The sequence below is a fragment of the Paenibacillus sp. Cedars genome, from assembly GCF_003184205.1.
GTDB classification, from domain to species: Bacteria; Bacillota; Bacilli; order Paenibacillales; family Paenibacillaceae; genus Paenibacillus_AQ; species Paenibacillus_AQ glucanolyticus.
Genome location: NZ_CP020866.1, coordinates 249,415 through 270,569, shown reverse-complemented (window position 1 = coordinate 270,569; position 21,155 = coordinate 249,415). Strand labels below are relative to the sequence as shown.

Here is a 21,155-nt window from a genome sequence, read left to right as displayed (position 1 = left end):
TGATTTTATATTCTGTTAATAAATTCAATCTATATAGAATCAGCTAGTGTCCACTAAACGAATGTTTTGCATAAAAAAGAAAAGGAGTACCATCATAAAAAAACTCAAGCAGCCGTTACATCTGCTCAAGCGAATTCCATATTCAGCCCGTTGAATTATCCGATCCCAAAAGCAACGAAGTGCCATAATGAAGCCTTCTAGGATTCCAAGCGGGGCGGGGCGGTTAAACCCACTGTACGAATGGAGCCGGTCCAGTAATCAAAGCAGACGTATGAGCTGAAAAAGAGCCCTCCAGGGGCTCTTTTGTCTATTCACTTCCCTATGTAAGCAAACCATAATAATCTTCGATCTACTTCATCGAACTTAAATGCTCATGCTTTAATTTCCATGATCCCTCGACATCTCGAATAAACACATTGGTGGCTCTGCCGCTCCCGGACATAAATGTCCCCTGGTGATAACCCTCGAAGTGGTAGGTGTAGATACACACCGCCGAATGGGCATCACTCGCAATCCATTCCACATCCTCCGCCCGGTATACCTCCTCCCGAATGGCATCCCACGCCTGCTCGAAATACAACCTGATCTCATCCAAGGTCGTGCAGCTCCGGTCCGAAAACCAATAAACCGCCTCTTCATCCAGCAGCCGGGCCACTTGATCAAAGTCATGTGTGTTCGTAGCCGCAATATAAGCCTCAAGTGCGTTCTGATATGACATTTCGCTTAACCTCCCATCTCTAATCCATTATAAGGATGGCACATTTTTTTACTGAACCTTTTTCCACACACCGGCTTGGCCAGGCGTTTCCCCTTTGGTCCACCATTTTGCTTCACAAACGGCTCCATTGTAAGATACCCGTTCACCGCCAATGTAAGCCTTGGAGCTGTTCCAAGCCACGGTTGCTTTGTTAAAGTCCTGCGACTTCTCCATAAAACAGAACGTACACAGGAACCCAACGTTGAACAGGTTCTCAACACGCCGGATGAGCACGAAGATATCATTGCCCTCACCGATCGTCTGACCTCTTCCCTGACTGCGGCGATTAAAGCCGCTGAGGGAGTAATCCGGCTGCTGCGTGGATATATAAAATGAGGAGCACACAGATGATCTGTATGCTCCTTCGCCCTCATTATATTCATTTTCCGCTGCCAGACTCATTCTCAGATGACTCATTTCTTTCAGACGTTCCATTCTCAGGCGTCTGCTCTTCAGAAAGCGCACTTTCATCGGACAGCTCATAAGATATGCCATCCACAACAACCTTGTCGATTAGGGACACATCCAGCGGTTTATCCAGCTTCACGATAACTTTGCTTGTATATGGCAGCTTCTGCTGTGAGTCATTTTCGGTTCCTGAGGACTCCGGTTCTTCTCCACCATCAACCGACTCGGAAGAATCTGAGCCTGCTCCTTCTGCGTCTCCCGCTGTTGTCCCCGAATTCGAATCTGTCTGATCCTGGCTGGAACCAGAATCTGTTCCTGTTGGATCGGTGTCCGCTCCCCCTGTTGTTTCATCCGTGCACGTCCGTGATAGTTCAGGACTTGCCGCTTCAAACAATAGGTTTGCATCCTGACCCAGGACCTGGAGATTCTCCATATTGAAATCCCGGCAAGCTGCCGACTGTTTGAAATGGAAGCTCAGTTCAGTCAAGCCCTTCTGCTCACCTTCTTCCACTACGGACGCCGTCAACAGCGGCTGCTCCGGAACCGTATCCTGCGAGACAGGAGGCACGGTAACTGGAGGCGTAACAACTGAATTCGGATCCGCAGGGTCCTTCCCGTTTTGCACCATGAGAAAGATACCGCCGGCCAAGATGAGGACAAGTGCAGCTGAAGCTATTTTTACGAACCTCGGATGGCTTCGGATAAATCTCATGAATGGCGAAGCCAGCTCGGCCCTAACCTTCGTATAGACCCCCTTAAGAACAGGGTCAGGGTTACTAAAATAAGTCTTCACGTACTCCTTATTCTTGAATGCTTCGCGGTCATGGGTCTTGAAGTACTGGACGATCGCGGCAGCATAGGCCGGCACGAGACCCCGTGGCTTAACGAATACCGGCTGCTTCGCAGACCATTGAATATACTGGTAGACCACTTCAGGACTCTTGCTGTACTTATGTACATAATCCAGCAGGCCACGGTAGTCAATAGCGCCGGAATGAATCTCCGTGCAGAAGGCCAAGGTGATGCTTTCAAAATGGGATGGCGCCACATCCTGCTGCAGCCACCTCCGCATAATATACTGGGTGCGCTCCCGCTCCTCGGTTGAAAGATCGGCAAGCACCTCCGCTTTAACTTCGGTTCTGCTGCACCACTGGTACAGCGCCAGCATGACAGCCGCTTTGGAGCGTATTCGGGAATCAAAACGTTCTACCCACCCTTTGAATTCCTTGGGCATTTGCAGAAATCCAATGTCCAGAAGCTGCTTCCGGTTCAATTGCTCAGGCTCCAATTCTCGTAAGAGAAAGAGGTTGGCTGCATAAATCATTCGGTCTGCAAATGCGGTCCCGCCTTGGTAACGACCGATCCCCCGCTCTTCGTGATGCTCCAGGGAATCCAATTGATCCAGCACGGCGTTGACCGCTCTTACAGGATCTGCATCATGCTGTAATTTATCGATGAGCTGGGCTTCAGCCAGCCTAACATAATTCTCCTGTTCCAGCAGAAGGGGATGGTTCCTCACCCATAGACTGATCAGATCAACCAGATCCGTTGGCGTTACCCTCTGTTTCATACTGGCTTTCATATAAGGATCGAACATCAGCGCAGGCAGCCCCGGGCTGGTCAGTACTCTGGCATAGAAGGCACGGCTTAGAGCCGGACTGCCCTCCAGCAAGCCATAAATCGCCAAGGTCACATCCTGACGCTGCTTCGACAAGGCATTATTTAATGAGCGAATAAAATATTCCACAATCATGTCATTGTGCTGTCTAGGGTTGATGCTGTGATAGTCCTTCACGGACCCGGCAATCGCCGGATCGGGAACCTGTCCGCCCTTCACAAGCTCAAACTCATGGGCAAACAGGGCAAGGAACAGATCATCCAGCCGTTTCTTTAAACCCAGAGCCCCGGCTGGCTCCAGATAGAGCAGCAAGGCACGAAGCACAACAAACTTATGGTCGGTATACAGATCTTCACGGCCCTCTTCGATCTGGAACAGCACGCATAAATCGTCGTAGCTATCCAGAGAAATCTGACGGGACGGCTCCATATCCGAGAGCATCTGCTCCGCGAAGGCAAAAAAACGTTCAGATCGGGCCAGATCCAGCACTGTATCCCATGCAAAATCAAGATAAGGCTGCTCGGACCATTTCAAATCCGCATTAATGACCCTTCCGGCAGCAAGTTCAAATAAATAGTCCTTCTCAATGTTGCGGTCATTCAGGCGCAGGCCGCCCTTCTCCACGAACATGAGATGAAGTCCCTTCTTGCTGTAGGGTTCCTTGGCATACGTTACGAACCCAAGCACCCGGCGCAGCGCGTAAGGCAGTCGGCCAAACAACACAAAGAGCAGCTGCTCCGCCTTCGCGGACAACTGTTCCACCGGTACATCCAGTACGATATACACCTTTTTCTTACCCGCAGCTGCGGTTATCGATGCATAGAGCAGTTGCTTGAATACCTTCTCGTCAATGCCCAGTTCCTGCAGTAAGGCCGGGGTATGGTCAGGCGAGACGGGAACTTGCGGGCGAGCCTGAACCGGCATGGCAGATAACTCCGGCAGCTCTATCCCCTCTTCAATATCGTAATGATTGGCAAAAGAGGCCTGAAGCCAAGTCCGGTAAGCGGAATGCTCATCTTCCAGAAATCCGTCAGGAATCACATAATGGTGCGTAAAAAAAGCGCTGCGAAGTCCCGTGAAATCCGCTGGCTGAAACACACTGCGCCCCAGCACCGTCTCCCCTGTTTCCGTATGGAACAGATGAAGAGCGGCAGGATAAGCCTCGGCGTCCTTCTCGCTGCGTGCCGTAAGCTCCGCCGGAGCTTCATACTGACAAAAGGGATGCAGCACCTTTTTGATATAGGAAGGTTCCAATCCTGACGAGCGCGCAACCGTATCAAATCCTTCAGCCGAGCGAAACACGCCCCGCCGTTCCCTCGTGTACATTTGCTGCTGTATGTTTCGGGAAGGGAAATCCGGCACTAGTCATCCCTCCCCTCAATATACTTCAGCTTGTACAGAAGCCAGATGAACGGTTCGTCCACCCGGATCGGGCTGACCACGCTCTGCAGCTTCTGATCCACAGGGTTGCTGCCTAAGGCAGACACGGCAAAATACGCTGTATTCGAAAAATATACATCCATTGTGCCCTTGAACGGACGGTCGACCTTCTCGATAAAGCGGCGAATCTCGCCATCGATATTTTCAAACTCGGTCATGTTCAAATGCTTGCGGTGAACCATATTGTTGAATATGTTGCTGTTCAGCTTCACATATTCGCCATCCTCATCCTTAAGCGCATGAAGCATATCGCTCTTGGTTAGGACGACAGCTGTCGGAATATCCGTTTTGCCCTTGTCCTCATAAGCAATGAAATCACCGAACATGGTGAGGACAACATCGCGAGGTTCATCGTACTGGGATACCCATTCGCCTGGCTGATCGCCGAACTTCAAACGGATTTTCTCCCGAATGGAGCGAATCTGGAGCGGATCGACCATAAACAGAATGCCCGCGGAGTTCTTGATATGCTGTCCATGAAGTCCCAGGTAGTCCTCGTCCACCATGCCTTCACCCGCCACGTCAAAAAATACAAGCGTTAACGGCGGCTTCGATTCATCCTTGAACACGAATTGAAATATAAAGGGCTCCTGCATCTTCTCCTTCTGAGTAGACGCCAGCAAATCTCCGCGTTCAAACAACGGTTCCTCATATCCGGTGCGGAACTTGCGGCTGATCTCCGCATTCAGCGGCATACAGGCCGCATCGAAGTGATCCGCCGTCGTATGCTGCAATGTATGGATCAGCGAAGTCATATACACCGACTTGCCCACTTGGGATGCACCAATAATCGAGATAATGTTGCTCGGTACCTTCCCTGCGGTCACAGGCAGCTCATTATGGCATTTCGGGCATAGGCGTCTGCGTGTGACGACACCGTAGCGGTCGTTCAATCCAACCAGCACATGATCCGAATAAATGTGATGCTCCTCCGGTATGTCGCTTGGCCGGATGATAGCCTCAATATCATAGACCGAATCCAGCCCAAAGCGTTCGCGGTAACGATTCAGCTCGTCGTCTTCCCCAAGCGCATAATCCTCGTCGTCCTCACGGTCGTGGGCAGCCCGGAAGACAACCTCCTTCGGCGTGAACTTACTGAAACAGTAAGGGCACACAATATCATAAAACAGCGGCCTTGGCTCCGGCTCCGGCTTCTTCTTGAAAATATCAAAAATGCCCATCATTTGTACCTCCCTCTAAACCTCTGGATTGCATGGACGCTTTCGTTGTTGTCACTGTGTTCTATCTCTGCTCTCTCTATCTATACACCAGCTCATACCGTTGCCCATACTTCTTCCCGTCCGTAAAAAACAGGCGTACATAATCGTTCTTACCGACCTCAATGACGGGCAGTACATTCCGTCCGGCCCCAAAATCCGTAACGAACGGGTACAATATCCCGTCTTCCTTGTTCACCGGATAAGCTCCCTCTTTCTTCACATAGCAGAGAGCCTCCTTCGGTACAGGCACTTCGGCTGTAACCTGAATTTCAATCGTTTTATAGGATTGCAGCCAGCGGCTTTTTTCGCGAATGGAGTATACCAGCATGGCTTTACCGGTGCTGAACTGAATGCAGTTCGCTTCATCGGGCTGTGTGATCAAGGTGGTCTCCCCGTTTTCAGAAGAGAAGGCATACACCGTATATGAGATCTGCCCAACACCATCCACACGATCCCGATAACCATTATTCGCCTTGTATTCGTCTCTGGTATACAAGCGCAGGCTGCCAAGATGCGGATCTCCATTCGATGCGGCGAATCCGTCATCCATCACACGTTGAATGTATACCGCTTGAAGACCAGGCGGCCAGTTCCAGCGAATCGTGCAGAAACCTTCGTCCAATTGATGGCTTAATCCCTGAATAACCCAATCTCCGGGCTCCGCATTTTTATACTGCATATCGAACGCCCCCTGCTTAAAATCCTCGGCTTGTCGAATCATTCGGCCGTTGTCCACGTCCTGTTCGGCCCGGCCGCTGCGTGCCGCCAGTTAACCTGCCGTTCTCCTTGACAGGTATCACCAGCGTGAACAAGGTCATCATACCTGCGAGGATGAAGCATGCCAAGAGACGCACACTGGCATCTCTGACTTCTCCCCCGGAGAGGCCAAATTCCAGAACAACGCCCGCCAGTAAGCCCGATACCGCACCGCCTATGCTAAAGCTGCGCGCGAGATAACGGTTGTCAAACACCAGGCCGAGCGCCAGACCCATGGCAGTGCCAATGAGCAGCATCGCAGCAATTCTTCCGATCTGATAATAAACGCTGTCTTCCATAGCGCCCGTTCGCTTCGTCAACAGCGAACGGTCCCCGACATCATCATAAATTTTCTGAAAAACAAAAGACAAGTCTGCCGCATTCTGCACATCGTAATATTGCCCGCCCGTCTCGGCTGCAATCGTTTGAAGCAGATTGGCACCGTCCTTATACACGAGGCTAAGGCCAATCGTATTCACCGCGATTTGCTGCTGCTTGTAGTCCGCAAGCACACGATCATGGTCGGTTTCGCTAAATCCGTCTGACAGCATAATGACCATGGCGCTTCGCCCCGCATCCTGGCTTTCCTGAATATGCGACATGGTATCCTCAAGTGCGAGACTAATGTCCGTACCGCCGTCAGTTGTTGCCAAACCGTCGATTTCCGCCATGATCTCATCCTTGATTTCCTGGTTCTTCACACGGGTAAATGGCTGCAGTAACGTTGTTGCATGATCAAACACGATCACCGATACCCTGTTATCCCGATCCATGCGGTTGATCAGATTTTTGGCTGCTGTATAGCGATCCTGATTCGGGTCGGTATCCTTCATGCTGCCGGAATTGTCTATGACCAGAACAACGTCCTTCACGGGCTTGGCGCTGCCCGGGTTCAGCTGGTACACCCACTCAAACAGCATGCCAAGCAGGAACAGTGCCACCAAAGTGGATGGAATCAGCAGCTTCCACGATGTGCCCGTGTATCGCTGTCTCCAGGAGCTCCCGCTCAAACGGGGGGAGATCAATTCTGCGATTAAGCAGGCCAAGCCGATGCAGAAGGCCAGAATCCCGAAATAAATTCCCGTAACCACAATAACGGGAAGCCCTGTTCCCCACTGGCGGAGCAGAAATTCCCCAATGGCAAATCCAATTCCCCCGCCGACCAGACTCAACAGCAGCAGGAGAGGGTTTATTTTTCGTTGCACAATACGCGCCTACTCTCTTTATCAGAATCTAAGAACGCTAGCGCAGCTCCGGGAGCAGCGCCGGTTCCATTCCATGAAATTCATAACCGTTCGCCGTATAGGTTTCGTAGTAAGCTCTGCCATTCCGGTAATACATCAGATCCTCCAGATGGAAGCCCCCCATCAGATTCAGCTTCTCGACCCCGCTGGAGCGCTTCTCATGCACGATGCCAAGCTTGTATACTCGTAATGCTTCATCCGCACGGATGGCGTAGCGAACGAATTCACTGTCGGCATCGCCGAAGAAATATTTCTCTTCATATCGATGCTCCTGCGTATAGTCCAGCAGCCTGACCAAAGTAACGGAGTTCTCCTCCAGCATCCGATAGAGCACCTTAAACAAATCTTCCTTGGCAAGCACCTGCTTGTTATGATACTCGATGGTTACGTTCGCCCGGCGCAGCAGCTCCTCCTCGAAGGTCTGCACAAACGGCTCTGCCGTCAATAAATCCCTTAGACAGACTCGAATCATATTGGCCAGGATCGGCTCCGTACCTTCGTGAGTGAGAACGGATAAATTGCCGACATAGCGATCCTCGAAGAATACAGCCGCGCCGCGCTTACTTTCCAGCTCCAGCATCAACTCCTCGGTCACCAGGCCATAATACTCCATCAAGTTCTGACCGATATAATCGTCTGCCGTGCGGATACTGGACTGAGCTGCTTCCAGCAATTCTGCTTCCAACTGGTCCAGCATGCTCGCTTGCTGCTTGTAATGCCGGTGAATCTGCTCAAGCTCCGCCTCATATAACCTGTACAGCGCAAGTTCGGTCTCCAGAAGCAGCAGCTCATACCTGCGATGATAAACCTCGCCTACAAAAAAACGAATGAACTGGCGCACATTCTGTTTATCCCGAAAGGGCAGTTTCTTGAAGGGCTGGGTTTCCACGCTTTCTTCATAATAGCGGGTTAGTTCTTCCTGCTCCGTCTTCAGCAGACTGCCGAGATCCCGGATTCGGGAACGGACCGCTTCGAGCAGGATCCCCGCTCCACCCTTGTCGCTTGTCCACTCCACGATTTGATAACAGCCGATATGCGGATGTGTGGACAACGAGCGGCGAAGGGCAGCGTGTACTTCTTCGGCTGTGCTCGTATCCCCTAGTCTCTTCTGGACCTCCAGCTCATAATTGCTATGGAAAAACTGCTGGCAGCCTTCTCCGAACAGTGCCTCTTCGGCCTCGCGGATATTCATCCGCTTCAGTCCGGCATAACTGACAGGATGGGACATCATGCCTTTCAGTCCGTCCAGATGTTCGACATTCGGGAGCATCCGCTTCGCTCTAGCCGTTACGGCTTCCGGGTCGAGGCCGAAGTAAGTCAGGCATTCCTGAACCTCCGGTTCAGGTCCGGTCTTCATGCGCTGGAGAAGTCCCCGGCAGAGATGATAGAGGACCGTTAAGGCAATCGGCTCGTTCGGCCTTTTTACCCGGGCAAAGCCAGCCGAGACAAAGCCTTGGCGACCGGATTCGGTCATGATGTTGCTTTTGAAGGATGTATTGTTGTAAACGCCTCTGATCCCGTCATATGCCTCGTCCTTCCGCTTCCGATTCTTAAGCAAGCCGAGATGACAGATGATATCATAGATATCCTGCATGCCGGAGTAACCGGAGATGCCCCGCTCATTCTTATCGGACAGCACGTAGACCAGATCAAACAACGGAGAAGCCGGGTGAACGACCGGGATGCTCAGTCCATCCTCCGTCATTTGAAGCGGTGCGGAGAAGCTGTAATCCCGGCTCTGCATCAACTCAAGCTCCCGTAAGAAGGCGACCCCCACGGAGCTCGCATAGCCATAGGTTTCAATCTGCTCCCTCTCATTGATTAGCGCGTACAAATCCATCTGCACCGATTTGAACGACTGATTGAAGATGGATTCTGCCAGTAATGAAATTTCCGGGATAAATACATTAAACGGGTCATCGACCCGTGTAATGATAGACAGATGGACCCGGTCAAAAGACGAATAACTGCGTCCATAATCTGAAATATGGTGGCTCAACTTCCGAATGGCTTTATTTAACCCAGACAGGGGGCCCCGTTCTTGATAGAACGCCTGATACAGCTCTTTGCGTAAGGACTTGGACGCACCGTCTGCCACCGGCAGATCCAGTTGATAACTGTGAAGACGATTGGAGGATTCGGAGCCTTTCGGCCCCGGCCTGCCGCCACGGTCCGTTCCCACATGAAAATAGATGACGCTAGCGCTGTTGTCCCATTTGCGGTCATGAATCTCCATGATCGGTTCGATGGCTGCAGCCGTCATATCACCGATGAACAAGTATACCTCCGGGTAGTGGATGCTGCTCTGATCATCCTCCATCAAGGTAAGCTGCTCTTCCGACTTGGCATAACCGGCAGCATACTGGCGAAGAATTTCCCTCATCGTCTATTTCAACCTTCTTCGAATGTCGTTTAATTTGGAGGATACCTGTCGGTAGAACTGGTACCGCTCTTCGCCGTCCGCTAGCTCCACCTTCTCGTATTCCAACCGGTCGCGCGTCTCCAGGAAACGCTCAGCCAATTCCTCCAGCTTACCGAGCAGCGGCGTAATATCTTCGGAAGCGGTCAGCTCCTGATCCCGGCGGGAAGATTTGCGCAGCAGCGTGCTCCGGCTTTTCTCATCCAGCTGGCGGAAATGCTTGTAGACTTCATACTCCACGTCATTCACGCTTTTCAGCAGATTGGCAAACGGCTCCCAGGAATCCTCTTCCGGATCGCGGTCATAGACGAACAGCGCACCCTTCTTGGTAATGGTCCCGGTATACATAGCCTCGATAAATTGATCCAGCCATTTCTCCTCATTCTGATTGTCGCTGATCAAGAGCTCGAATGCCGTGATTTTGGCGGCAATGGCGGCATACTTCTTCAACTCTTCACGCACGCTGCGAATCATTTCCGGTGAACGGATCAAATTCTCTTTAGCCATATCCTCATTGATGCTGTTGAAGATATCCTTGGACCCCACCGGCTCGAGGCCTTCGTTCATCAGTCGCTTCAGCTCCGTCCAGGCCCGCTTCACTTCGCCCAGATTAGGCTTAGGCGTGTCAAGCTGAAGATCATAGGCACGAAGCAGCTCGCTGAGATCAAATGGCTTCGTGAACACAACCGCATAACGGCTGCTTGTATTCTGGTCCACATCCTTCTCCATGATAACTTTATACGTAAGTGCTTGGTTGAATTCTGCACGAACCCGGGCGTTATAATCCTGAACCCGCGGGTTGATATAAGTATCGCCCCAGGACTTCTCAGGAATCGGCGAAGGCAGGTAGGTCCAATTGTTGCGGTCTGTCTGCACCAAATGACGCCCTACGCCTTCCTTGTCCATGATGGTGCGTTCGTAACTCTCCTCATAAACCTTAAGCGGCGTGTAAACGAACAGCGGCACACCGTTCTTTGTATTCAACCAGAATATCCGATTCTTCACTTCACTTTCCTTCACCGTGAAATGGGATTTACCCACCGAATTGTTCTGGTAATTGCGAATGCCCTTCAGAATGCTTGGCGCCTGCACAGGCACGGACACAAAGCCCCAGGATGGGAAGTACAAATTGCCCGCGCTGTTGCTCAGATGGAAGACCGGCACGGCTTCATCATCCAGCTTGCTGGCGATGTTGCGCTCGACGAACTTTTCGATGGAATCCTCCTGCCCGAATTTCATGGTCAGGAAGTCCTCCATCGAGCGGGTGATCAAATCGCCGAATTTGTCCGTCAGAAACTCGGAGATGGATCTGACGATATCAATCTCCTGCTCCCGTGTCCAACGATTGGCATGGCTCAGCAGTTCCTGTGCGAAATCCCGGATGAGATCGTCCACATCTTTTTGATCCATGATCTTGTTGATCACATCGGAGATGTCGGGCACGCTGACCAAGTTCCAGTAATACGTCTTGTTCCCTTTATGATCCTGCTGTTCATCACCGTTGACAAGGATGTCCCCATTCTTGGCAAATATGGAGTTCAGCGCGTTCAGAATTTCGGTATATACGCTATAAATCCGGTTATTCTCCTGGTTGAGTAGATCGTATAAATCCTCATAGAATTCAATCATCTGCTCGGTGCGTTCCACATCGGCTTCCAGCCAGTATTCATTGATCTTTGCTTCAATATAGATGTTCTTCTTCTTATCCTTAGAAACAAAAGCACTCTTCGCATCGCCCAGGCGTTCGATCGCCTGTTCTCTGGCCGACTCGATGTCGCGGGGAATGCGGGTCAGGTTCTCCCGGAGCGTTTCGATGTAAGACAGCAGCATCTTCAGCAGGCTGAAGCCCTTCTCCGTATAAATCAGACGGGATACATAGAACGGTCCTTGCTGCGGATGCAGGAACATCCGGCGGATTTGGTCGCTGAATTGATCCACGATCTCGCCTGGAAGCTGCTTCTTCGCTTTGATGTATTCCTCACGGGCTCTGGCGAGAAAATTCTGCTCCAGCTCCGTATCCATATTAATGACCTGATTCTTCACCACATTGGCGTAGCTGAGCCGCTCGCTGTTCTGATACCCGGGCAGCGGCTCCGGTACGCGGGACTCGAAATTCTTCGTCATCGAGTCCAGGTCGATGCCCAGCTTACTTGCAAACTTCTCAACATCCTCCTGGCTTGGCGCTTTCTCGAACATGGTTTGCATTTTGCCAAATACGCGGTATGCCAGATAGGTGGTCATCTCCTCGATAGGCAGCACGGCCGAGGATGCTCCGATAATGTTGTAATCGTAATTGGCAGGATAGGCTTTGTTCATCTGGGCAATGTTGGTTCGGATGTTGCTGATATAATCATGGATTGCAAACTCTTCGCCGGACTGCTTTTCCTCGCTGGCCATGAAGTTCGTGATATTCTCGGCGGTGACATTCATGCAGTAATCATAGGCGTTCTCCAGCAGTTTGCCCTCCGTATTGGTAGCAGAGATGAGATGGCACAGATTAAACGGAGGCAGCGGCGAATTCACGTTCAGAATGCTGCCGTACTGCTGCTTGAACCGCTCGCCTCTGGCATCCACGTTCATCCAGTAGTCAAGCTCCTTTAGCGCCGCATATCCGTTCTTCTTGATGTACTCGCGCGTGTGCTCGCTCAAGCTTTTGTTAGCCAGATTGATATCCGGCGTAAACAGATAACCGAGTGTGTTCACGCGGTCAATCCCCGCAGAGCCGTGATCGCGCTCAATAATGCCGCGGACGATATAAGCAATATCAAGGAAGCAGCCGCTGCCTGTCCCGCCGGACAATCCGGTCAACAGGAAGACCATCAGCTTTTTGTTGGTGCCAACCGATAATGTCTTAATCTTCTTGTCGATCGCTTGCACCACTTGGGTGATTTTCGTAAACAGAAGCAAGCGGCCGGCCTGACGGACACCGGCTGCCCCGTTCATTCCATCGGTAATGCTTAGCTCCGGCGACAGCCAATCCGTAATGTACGGCTCCAGGATGCTGCGATTCTGAAGGAGCCCTCCAATCTCCGCATTCGAGAGAAGCACGAATTCATTGATCGGATCAAGCCCTATGCCCTTATAGCGTTTATTCTTATCCTGTTCGTTGGTCTCAAAAGCCATAAACTCCACATTGTCCGGCTTGTCCATTCTTTTCTTGGACAAGGGATCCTCCGGCAGCTTAAACCGGCGGTTAATCTGATATTTCAGGCGCAGCAGCGCATCGATCCCCGTGCCTCCAAGTCCAATGATGAGAATCGGGTTGTCGATGGTATCCACTCGTATTTTCTCACTGACAATCCCGCCTCCGAGTGAAACGTCAAGCTGTTGTATATGTTCTCTAACTACCGGTTTCATAATTTCCCCTCCTGATAGGTCATGGCTTAAGAGGTTGTTCAAAAAGTCCGCTTTTGATCATGAACACGCACTTTAAGCCAAATATTCAAATAATATGGTCTTGTCAGCCTGCTGCAGGGAAACTCTCAGCCGGTCTCCGTTCTTCAGTTCCGTCCCTTTCGTGGCATCCAGGGCACGTCCCGACTTCTCAATCACAGCCGAAGAATTATTTCTAAGCATGATGCGATCATTCTTGCCAGGCGTGAACAGAATCTTCTCCGTCTCCTTCAGCTCAGGTGCCAGCTGCAGAAGCTGGTGCAGGTTGAACTTCCCTTTGAATGAAGTCAGCTTTTTGTATTGCGGGAAGGTCTTCTCGCCGGTATTCTCATCCCTGATTTCAATCACGATCTGACCGACAAAGCCCTTGTTCGCTTTCTTAATCGCGCCTAGTATGAAATAAGCTCCAGCCCCCACAATGAGCAGAGCAGCGATGCCAATGATTACGGGCCATAATGGAAAAGGTTTCTCTTCATCGCCTGCGGTCAGCTCATTCCCACCGCTGCCGGAGCCCGCGGCGGCTGCTTTCGCACTGATCTTCACAGGCGCGCTTTCGCGGTAGAAGCTCTGCTCCTCCGCCCTTACCCGCAGCTCATAGTCATGCTTCTGCGGAATTTTGTAACTCCCTTCAAAGCTGCCGCCTTTGTTCTCCAGCTCGACCTCCGACTCGTCACCGGTGTCGAGATCCTTCACCAACAGCTTGGCCTTCATGTTGCCGTACAGCTCATTGTTTTGCAGCTTCTGTCCGTTGCTGACGAGATACGCGTTAATATCGATTGTATCCCCTGCCTTCACCTTCGATGATGACGGAGGATCCATGGTCAGCTCCAGATCGTAGTTGAACACAAGATTGATATCGATTTTGTCTTTGGATACACCCTTCACCTGCAGCTTCCAATCGCCCTGCTGCGGCTTCAGCAGCTTGAGAAGCGAGTAGGAATTGGATGTGGAGCGCATGACATTAGCCGATGGAATGCTCTGCTCAGCACCAGTGGGGTCCATCAGTTTAACGTCCACGGGACTTGAGGACATAATAGAAATATTCGCTTCCAGCACGTTTGCATTCGGTACGTTGACCGTGACCTCCTGATAGCTGCCATTGCCGGTAATCGACTGCACGGGTACAATCTTGAGCTGCTGGTGGCTGGCAAAAATCTCGCTTAGAATTTGCGGCAAATCATCCGCCGAGCTCGTGGTAAAGGATTTTCCTCCCGTTTGGTTCGCCAGCTCAGCCAAAGCCTCTTTATTCAGCTTCCCGTCGGCGTTCAGACCAATCGTATAGATCGGGATGCCGCTTCCTTTGGCCTCCTGAACCGCCTGGTTCAAATGATCTGACGCTTCTTGGCTCGTCTTGCCTGTGTTGGGGTCCAGATCATTGTTACCGTCGGCCAAAACAACGATCATGGGTGCATGAGCCGGGTCCATGCCCTGCTTCAGCACCTTCACCGCTTCATCAAGACCTACCGAAATGTCAGTGTAAGGACCGCGGTCCAGTTGGTCGATAAACTCCTTCAGCGCCGTTTTGTCCGCCTCCGATTGAATTTCCAGCAGTGCCTTCTCCCGCTGAATCCGGTCGGTATAGGAAACAACGCCGACTTTGTCGCCGGTTGTGGACAGCATGTCGATGAACATCTTCATCGCTTCGCTGCCGATTCTGTCAGGATCACTGTTTTTCATCGAGTTGCTGGCATCCATCACCAGAACGGCATCTATCTTGGAGCCTTGCGAGGCTGCCATTGCCTGAGGCAAGGTTCCCCCGCTCCAGGTCACGATCAGCAGCGCTGCTGCCATCAGACAGAGCAGCCATTTATTGTTACGTAGCATTGATTTTACTCCTTCACCCATTTAATCTAGCATTTGAGGATGCCTATGTTCGATCCTCTAATCTAACTGTAGGCATTAAGTCTTAAAAATATATGAAAAAAAGCTTAAAAACGATACATCCACTTTCATTTCCTTGGTATGTTTATATAGGAAATACCATGCAACTCACTAAAATATCCCAGTACTATGTCCATATGATATAATTATACCTGCCAAAGTTCAACATAATCAGTGTATCACCCGGACTTAGGACACAAGGCTCATTCACCATTTTCACCCCCATTACGATACCGGAAAGGAATAGGTATATGATTACATACGGATGTCTCGGGATTTTGTTTCTTTTTGTCATCATCAAGATCACGGCATACTTCAAACGTAAGAAGAACGCCCCGACACCGGAGCAGCTGCACCAAACGCTGCTAGAAGTCGCCAATTCAAAGAGGGAACGGCATGGATAAGAAAAAGCCGGTACAACTTCGTCCCTATATTAAAACGAGATATGTCTACCAAAAGTTAAGGGTTTGCAAACATTGCCACAATTTTACGATTCTGTGGGAAGACAGCTGCGCGTTCTGTAAACGCCACTCGCTGGTCCACGTGATGGAGCTTGCAGAGAAAAAGGCCAAGCGTTCCATGCAGAGTGACCGGCTTCTCTTCTATATTATAGGACTCTCTGCCGTACTTCTTAGTCAGACCTTCTTGCAGATCGTGATCTCCTTTGCTTGTATGGTGGTCCTGCTCGTATGGTTATGGCTGATCCAGCGGCGAGTGCTGCAAACGGAGACCCTGCATGCTCTGGACAAGTTAATACGAAGTCATCAAAAACAGATTCTTGATGGCCTAGATCTGAACAAAGCAACGGCTGCTGCCGCCATCAAGGAAGATGCCCAACTAGGGTATGAGATCGTCAGGGAAATTTCTTCCCTGGTCCGAAATGACCGAATCCGCCTGCAGCAGATCGTTCTTCTGCAAACCTTCTGCCTGCGCAAGGATATGGAGCTTGAACTTGAACCGCTGCTGCTGAATGAGTTTGATCCGGACTTGGCCGCTTATATTGGTGAAATCGCCAAAATCAAGCGGGAACTGATTAACAGTAAAGCCATCCGTTACCTGCTCGATCATGAAGCTGACATTTTGCGGATGGAGCAAGGCAGGCAGATTATGATTGACGCTGCCGGAGCAGCGGTACGGAAGAAAAAATATATCGACACATTCCCTGATTTTATTAGCCGCTATGCGGATGGACTGCCAAGATATCGCTTCCTCCGCTTGTATCAGATCGTACGCCGCAATCCCGGCTTGTCGTGGAACGGCCTGCGGGACCGGGTATCTGCCATTTATAATGAACAATACCGCTCGGACCCTGATTTTCAAAAATGGGATTAGAGGGGCTATACCGTTATGACGATAAAAAACACGCTAACCCTGCGTAATCTGTATTTTTTTCTATGTATAGTCCTACTGTTGTTGATTGGATATAAGGGCGTTCATATCTATCAAAAAATCCAGACAATGGCGCAAGCCGAACGATTGTATGCTCAGAAGAAACTCGTTCAGGCTGAGGAGTGGTATCAGAAGGCAAGCCGAAACCACTCCCTTCTATATAAAGAAGCGTTGCTGGCCTCAAGGCTTCAGGAGCTCGCCCCCATTACGTCTATGAAGCAGAATCTCTCCTCTCTAGATCAACGGTTGAATCAAGTGGGAGAAGCAGGCGACTTTTCCGCCTTCATGAACGTATATGCCGAGTTGCTTGATGCGGAGGAGAAGCTGACGGGGCACCAGGGATCATATGCTTCGTATTACGATGAAATTGTTGCGTTCTATGGCATACCCGATGATGTGAAGCGAATTTTCCTGCAATTCATCGGTTTGTTTAACCGCCAGGCCGACGAGCAGCTTGAAGAGTTGCAGTATGATGACAACAGCTTTAAATGGAACTTGCTTCGCATCCCGGACTCATTCTATGGCGGCGAGAAGCAGAAGGATGAGAAGCTGCTCAGCCTGTTCCAGCGTTACGATGAGACGGTAATGACCCGGTTGGCAGGAGCCGGACATTACGCCGAGCTGCTAAACTGGTCCCATGCCATAAGCTCCGAATATGCCAGCCGTTCAGTGAAGGCTGCTTGGGTGAGCGGCAAGACAGATGAACTTGTGCTTGCCATGCTGCAAAAGGATGCACAGCGGGAACGGCCGGCAGACTTTGTTTCACACGCCAAGGGTTACAGAGACTACTTGAATCGGAGTAATCAACAGAATTCGGATATGCTGGAGTATATTCAGAATCAGATCAACCGGTGGATCCTGGCTGCGGATGAAATGGTAACAGAGCAGAACTACGAGGAAGCTGTAGCGCTCTATGAAGCGCTGTCCGGGTACCAGGATATGAGCAGACCATTGCAAGCTGCAAAATTGGCCTGGACTATTCACGATCCCATTCGTTTGTTCAATATGGCAGATATTCAAGGCAGCTTTAGTTATGTCAGCGGAGGCGGGAAACGTTTCGGGGGATTGGCATATGCCATTGGAGTCGATGAAGGGAATATCATCTATCTAGCGGTTTTAAACGCCGATGAAAGCGTGCAATTATTCCAAAATCATGATTTCCCGTCTGAAATCGCGATCCGCCAAGTTTCAATTGAAGAATCGCTCAGCACGGAGACAAATCCGGTCGTCCTGGTGGAAGGTGGCACAGGAACCGATCTGGTATGGTATTCAGCCTATGAAGCCAGGGCTTCCAATCTGATTCCGCTGTTCCAGTTTACCGCCGAAAGCTATCAAATCCTTCCGGATAAGTCTCTGCTGGTTACCAACTTCGAAGGAGCAAGCCCGGAAGAGATCGCCATCTTCGAGCGTCAGGGAGATCAATACGGATTCACAGGGTTTCAGCCCAATTATACCGACATCGATATTGCTGATATCGAAAGTCACCGGAACAAGAAAGTCCGCTTCACCATCAATATCCTGGCAGGGGGCTATGGTGAAGCCCTTGCTGAACGGGATGGCCACTATGTGATCTTAAGAGGCGAGCTGGATTTCCCTGCGGGGAGTGCAAGCATTATAGGAACGTTTAGCGAGTATCAGCAGATGGAGATACCAGGCAGCCAGGATCCTCCTGCCTCCGACCCGACCGAACCGGAGGATATACCAGCTGAGGGCGATTCCATGGAGGAAACGGATATTCCAGGAGATTCCGTCCCCACCGAGGTCATCAATCCTGAGGATGCCCAACCAGACAACAGTGAGAGTCGTGACAGTACTGAAACTGCTAAACTCACGCAGGTTCCTGTCATTCAGGTAGAATCGGTAGAATGAGTCATAAGAATGAAGGCCTGTCACAATGAATTCATCCTATTGACAAGGATGAATTCAAGATGGAAGAGAAATAACAGGAAATATCGGCAAGACATATTAAAGCGTATAAACGATACCGAAAGAGGTCCCCACTTTCATCAAGCTATGCAGATGCAGATGTAGAAGTGGGGTGGCTTCTTTATGCCTTATTCAAGAAACTTTCAGGGACAACGGTAAGATCAAACCCAAAAACGATGGGAAGCAAATAATACACGGCAAGGATAATAATGATTGTGGCAAAAATGTTAACGGAGAAACCTGCGCGAACCATGTCAATAATCTTTATTTTCCCCGTGCCGAATATGATCGCATTGGGCGGCGTGCCGACAGGCAGCATGAAGGCACAGTTGGCCGCCATGGCGCAAGGCACCATAAGAGCGAATGGATGAATACCAAGGGCGATGGCAAGGGCAGCTACGACAGGCAAGATCATCGTTGCTGTTGCCGTATTGGACGTGATCTCGGTCATCATGATGATGAGAAGTGTAGCACATGAAATAATAACAATAAGATGAGAACCATTGAGTATGGTCAACTGCTCACCCATCCAGTCAGATAAGCCGCTGGAACGGAACCCTGCCGCAATAGCCAGGCCGCCTCCAAAAAGAAGGAGTACACCCCACGGAATTTCCTTCGAATCACTCCAATTTAAAATACGAGAACTTGTTTTTGCTTTAGCTGGAATCATAAACAAAAGTGCGGTTGCCATAATTGCAATCATCCCATCCGAGATCCCGGGAATTGGGATGAGTAAACCATCTTCTACCCATAAAAACTCACGAGTGATCCACATAAATGCAGCAAATACAAACACCGCGCCAACCATACCTTCTTCAAAGGATAACTTGCCAAGTTTTCCGCGCTCGCTTTGAATCAATTCTCTTCCGCCTGGAAGTTGTTTAATGGACGTGTTGAACTTCATTTTCCCCAAATAAAACCATGTGAAGAACAGCATTACAATGACAACGGGTACGGCAAACAGCATCCACTGGGCAAAGGAAATGGTAATACCAAATAACTCATTCATTTGGGCAGCTAGAATAATATTAGGCGGAGTGCCGATTAATGTCCCGAGTCCACCGATCGTTCCTGCATAGCCAATAGCAAAAATAAGGGACTTCTCAAATTTCGGCAGATCCTTTTCTTCCGGCCTTCCCTTCAAAGCACTGGCAACCTGGGCGGTAATCGCAAGGCCCATTGGGACCATCATCATAACAGCCGCGGTATTTGACACCCACATCGATAAAAATCCAGTTGCAACCATAAAACCTAGCAAGATACGCTGTGTGCTGGTACCGATCATCGAGATGATAAATAGGGCCATTCTTTTATGCAAATTCCACTTTTCCATCGCCGTAGCAATGAAAAAACCGCCCAGAAACAGAAAAATAATATCGTTGCCGTATGATGATGCCACCTCACTGCCCTGCATCGCTCCTGTAACAGGAAGAAGTATGAGCGGCAGCAATGATGCAGCCGGTATAGGGATCGCCTCTGTAATCCACCATGTGGCAATCCATAACGTAACGGCGAGCACGGATTTCCCTTCCGTGGACAGTCCGTCAGGTTGGAAAAATAACATCGTCAATATGAACAAGGCTGGCCCCAGTATAAGCCCGATCAGCTGAGCTTTTGAGTACGGCTTATTGGAGTTTTCATTCGATTCTTGACTCTTCATATCCTCAACAGCATTTTCTTCGTTATGTTGAATAGCTATCTTGTCTGATGCTTGTTTAGGTTCTGGCACAGCTGCTGATTGATTCCGATAAAAGAATACATTCAGTATGTTTTTTGTTCGTTTGTGCTGTGCCCACAGGCTGCGCCAAGCTGACAAAGCCAGTTGTCTCATCATTTACCCCTCCATTTTGTAAGCGCTTTCGATAATTCTCTTATATATTTGCCTTTCCGTATAGGTTTTGTAACTAATATCTGGTTTTTTGTAACTAAAAAAAGTGTGTGAACATGAAAAAACTCGTTGCAAATTTGCAAACGAGCTGCATGAACTTCATTTTTTATCTGGTTTTTTGCAGAATAGAAAGCACGTAATCATGCCCCTCCTGACTAAGCTTGTAGCGATGAAGTGGACGGCCGCTGCCTTCATAGCTGACATCATTAAGCAGTATGTTGCAGTCCTCCAGGAAGCGCAGATATTTTCTCAGCGAGACTCTTGAAATCCCTGTTACCTCAGCTAACGCAGCTGTGGAAAACCAGCCCTCCAGCCCATGAAGCTCACGTAGAACACGAATATATGTTTCTTTTGTAATCCCTTTGGGCAAGTTCTCCTCAGTTCTTTCTTTGTTCCCGTTCCCTTGATGAAATAATTCATCCAGCTCTTTTTGCTGAATTCCTTCTTTTTGCAAATGGATATATCTGAACTTGTATCGCATAAGCGCCTCTTGAAACCGCTCGAAATCAAAGGGCTTGATTAAATAGTCAACAGCCCCGTAACGAAGAGCCGTTTGTATAGAGCCCTGGTCATTCGCGGAAGAGACAACGATAACATCAACTGAATGGTTAGATTTCCGTACATCAACGAGTAAATCAAGCCCGTTCTTGTTCGCCAGATATACGTCAAGTAAAATTAAATCAACTTTTTTATTTTTTAGAATCTCCCATCCCGCTTCCACTCTATCTGCCGTTCCTGCCAATTCAAATCCTGACACCTTGTCCACGTACATTCCGTTAAACTTTGCTACCATCGGATCATCTTCAATAATCAAGA

14 protein-coding genes are annotated in these 21,155 nt (G+C 49.9%); 3 read left to right on the top strand and 11 right to left on the bottom strand.

The features are described from left to right. Positions 1-349 precede the first annotated feature (349 nt). The 9 genes from B9D94_RS02740 to B9D94_RS02700 all read right to left on the bottom strand — a co-directional run bounded on the left by B9D94_RS02740 (position 350) and on the right by B9D94_RS02700 (position 15,079). Entirely contained in the window at positions 350-718 is a 369-nt protein-coding gene (locus B9D94_RS02740) for a YybH family protein (RefSeq protein ID WP_063477829.1), read from the bottom strand. Positions 719-766: 48 nt separating this feature from the next. Beyond that, positions 767-1,192 carry a carbohydrate-binding protein gene (locus B9D94_RS31240; RefSeq protein WP_216642864.1) on the bottom strand — a complete coding sequence of 142 codons (426 nt, stop codon included), beginning with the start codon at positions 1,190-1,192 and terminating at the stop codon, positions 767-769. Then, complete coding sequence (locus B9D94_RS02730; protein WP_148246412.1) at positions 1,137-4,145, bottom strand: GAP1-N2 domain-containing protein; 3,009 nt, start codon at positions 4,143-4,145, stop codon at positions 1,137-1,139. The genes B9D94_RS31240 and B9D94_RS02730 overlap by 56 nt, the downstream gene beginning before the upstream one ends. After that, on the bottom strand, positions 4,145-5,407 hold the full coding sequence (locus B9D94_RS02725) for a TRAFAC clade GTPase domain-containing protein (RefSeq protein ID WP_172963898.1): 1,263 nt from the start codon (positions 5,405-5,407) through the stop codon (positions 4,145-4,147). Before B9D94_RS02725 ends, B9D94_RS02730 begins: the two co-directional genes overlap by 1 nt. Positions 5,408-5,480: 73 nt before the next feature. Beyond that, entirely contained in the window at positions 5,481-6,122 is a 642-nt protein-coding gene (locus B9D94_RS02720; RefSeq protein ID WP_006212853.1) for a hypothetical protein, read from the bottom strand. A gap of 16 nt (positions 6,123-6,138) precedes the next feature. Next, positions 6,139-7,404, bottom strand: coding sequence for a vWA domain-containing protein (locus tag B9D94_RS02715; protein WP_148246411.1), 1,266 nt, complete (start codon positions 7,402-7,404; stop codon positions 6,139-6,141). A gap of 37 nt (positions 7,405-7,441) precedes the next feature. After that, positions 7,442-9,826 carry a transcription initiation factor TFIID gene (locus B9D94_RS02710; protein ID WP_148246410.1) on the bottom strand — a complete coding sequence of 795 codons (2,385 nt, stop codon included), beginning with the start codon at positions 9,824-9,826 and terminating at the stop codon, positions 7,442-7,444. Positions 9,827-9,829: 3 nt separating this feature from the next. Then, complete coding sequence (locus B9D94_RS02705; protein ID WP_148246409.1) at positions 9,830-13,219, bottom strand: tubulin-like doman-containing protein; 3,390 nt, start codon at positions 13,217-13,219, stop codon at positions 9,830-9,832. A gap of 72 nt (positions 13,220-13,291) precedes the next feature. Beyond that, on the bottom strand, positions 13,292-15,079 hold the full coding sequence (locus tag B9D94_RS02700; RefSeq protein ID WP_148246408.1) for a vWA domain-containing protein: 1,788 nt from the start codon (positions 15,077-15,079) through the stop codon (positions 13,292-13,294). Between the two features lie 308 nt (positions 15,080-15,387). Between B9D94_RS02700 and B9D94_RS30845 the strand changes: the two genes are divergently transcribed. The 3 genes from B9D94_RS30845 to B9D94_RS02690 are packed head-to-tail and all read left to right on the top strand — an operon-like array spanning position 15,388 to position 18,394. Continuing rightward, complete coding sequence (locus tag B9D94_RS30845; RefSeq protein ID WP_006212858.1) at positions 15,388-15,540, top strand: hypothetical protein; 153 nt, start codon at positions 15,388-15,390, stop codon at positions 15,538-15,540. Continuing rightward, the gene (locus B9D94_RS02695) at positions 15,533-16,468 is read left to right on the top strand and encodes a hypothetical protein (protein ID WP_148246407.1); all 936 of its coding nucleotides are present in this window, start codon (positions 15,533-15,535) and stop codon (positions 16,466-16,468) included. The genes B9D94_RS30845 and B9D94_RS02695 overlap by 8 nt, the downstream gene beginning before the upstream one ends. A 15-nt stretch (positions 16,469-16,483) precedes the next feature. Further along, a complete protein-coding gene (locus B9D94_RS02690) occupies positions 16,484-18,394 on the top strand; it encodes a hypothetical protein (RefSeq protein WP_006212860.1) in 1,911 nt (636 codons plus the stop codon). Positions 18,395-18,572: 178 nt separating this feature from the next. Here the strand turns inward: B9D94_RS02690 and B9D94_RS02685 are convergent, their stop codons facing one another. Next, a complete protein-coding gene (locus B9D94_RS02685; protein WP_148248717.1) occupies positions 18,573-20,282 on the bottom strand; it encodes an SLC13 family permease in 1,710 nt (569 codons plus the stop codon). Positions 20,283-20,445: 163 nt separating this feature from the next. Continuing rightward, positions 20,446-21,153, bottom strand: a complete 708-nt coding sequence (locus tag B9D94_RS02680; protein ID WP_348537788.1) for a response regulator — start codon at positions 21,151-21,153, stop codon at positions 20,446-20,448. Positions 21,154-21,155: the final 2 nt, after the last annotated feature.

Bases quoted from the DNA above. Each gene is read 5' to 3' on its own strand.
- B9D94_RS02685 (WP_148248717.1), bottom strand. From the start codon at position 20,282: ATGAGACAACTGGCTTTGTCAGCTTGGCGCAGCCTGTGGGCACAGCAC.
- B9D94_RS02740 (WP_063477829.1), bottom strand. From the start codon at position 718: ATGTCATATCAGAACGCACTTGAGGCTTATATTGCGGCTACGAACACA.
- B9D94_RS02690 (WP_006212860.1), top strand. From the start codon at position 16,484: ATGACGATAAAAAACACGCTAACCCTGCGTAATCTGTATTTTTTTCTA.
- B9D94_RS02720 (WP_006212853.1), bottom strand. From the start codon at position 6,122: ATGCAGTATAAAAATGCGGAGCCCGGAGATTGGGTTATTCAGGGATTA.
- B9D94_RS30845 (WP_006212858.1), top strand. From the start codon at position 15,388: ATGATTACATACGGATGTCTCGGGATTTTGTTTCTTTTTGTCATCATC.
- B9D94_RS02705 (WP_148246409.1), bottom strand. From the start codon at position 13,219: ATGAAACCGGTAGTTAGAGAACATATACAACAGCTTGACGTTTCACTC.
- B9D94_RS02695 (WP_148246407.1), top strand. From the start codon at position 15,533: ATGGATAAGAAAAAGCCGGTACAACTTCGTCCCTATATTAAAACGAGA.
- B9D94_RS02725 (WP_172963898.1), bottom strand. From the start codon at position 5,407: ATGATGGGCATTTTTGATATTTTCAAGAAGAAGCCGGAGCCGGAGCCA.
- B9D94_RS31240 (WP_216642864.1), bottom strand. From the start codon at position 1,192: ATGGAACGTCTGAAAGAAATGAGTCATCTGAGAATGAGTCTGGCAGCG.
- B9D94_RS02710 (WP_148246410.1), bottom strand. From the start codon at position 9,826: ATGAGGGAAATTCTTCGCCAGTATGCTGCCGGTTATGCCAAGTCGGAA.
- B9D94_RS02700 (WP_148246408.1), bottom strand. From the start codon at position 15,079: ATGCTACGTAACAATAAATGGCTGCTCTGTCTGATGGCAGCAGCGCTG.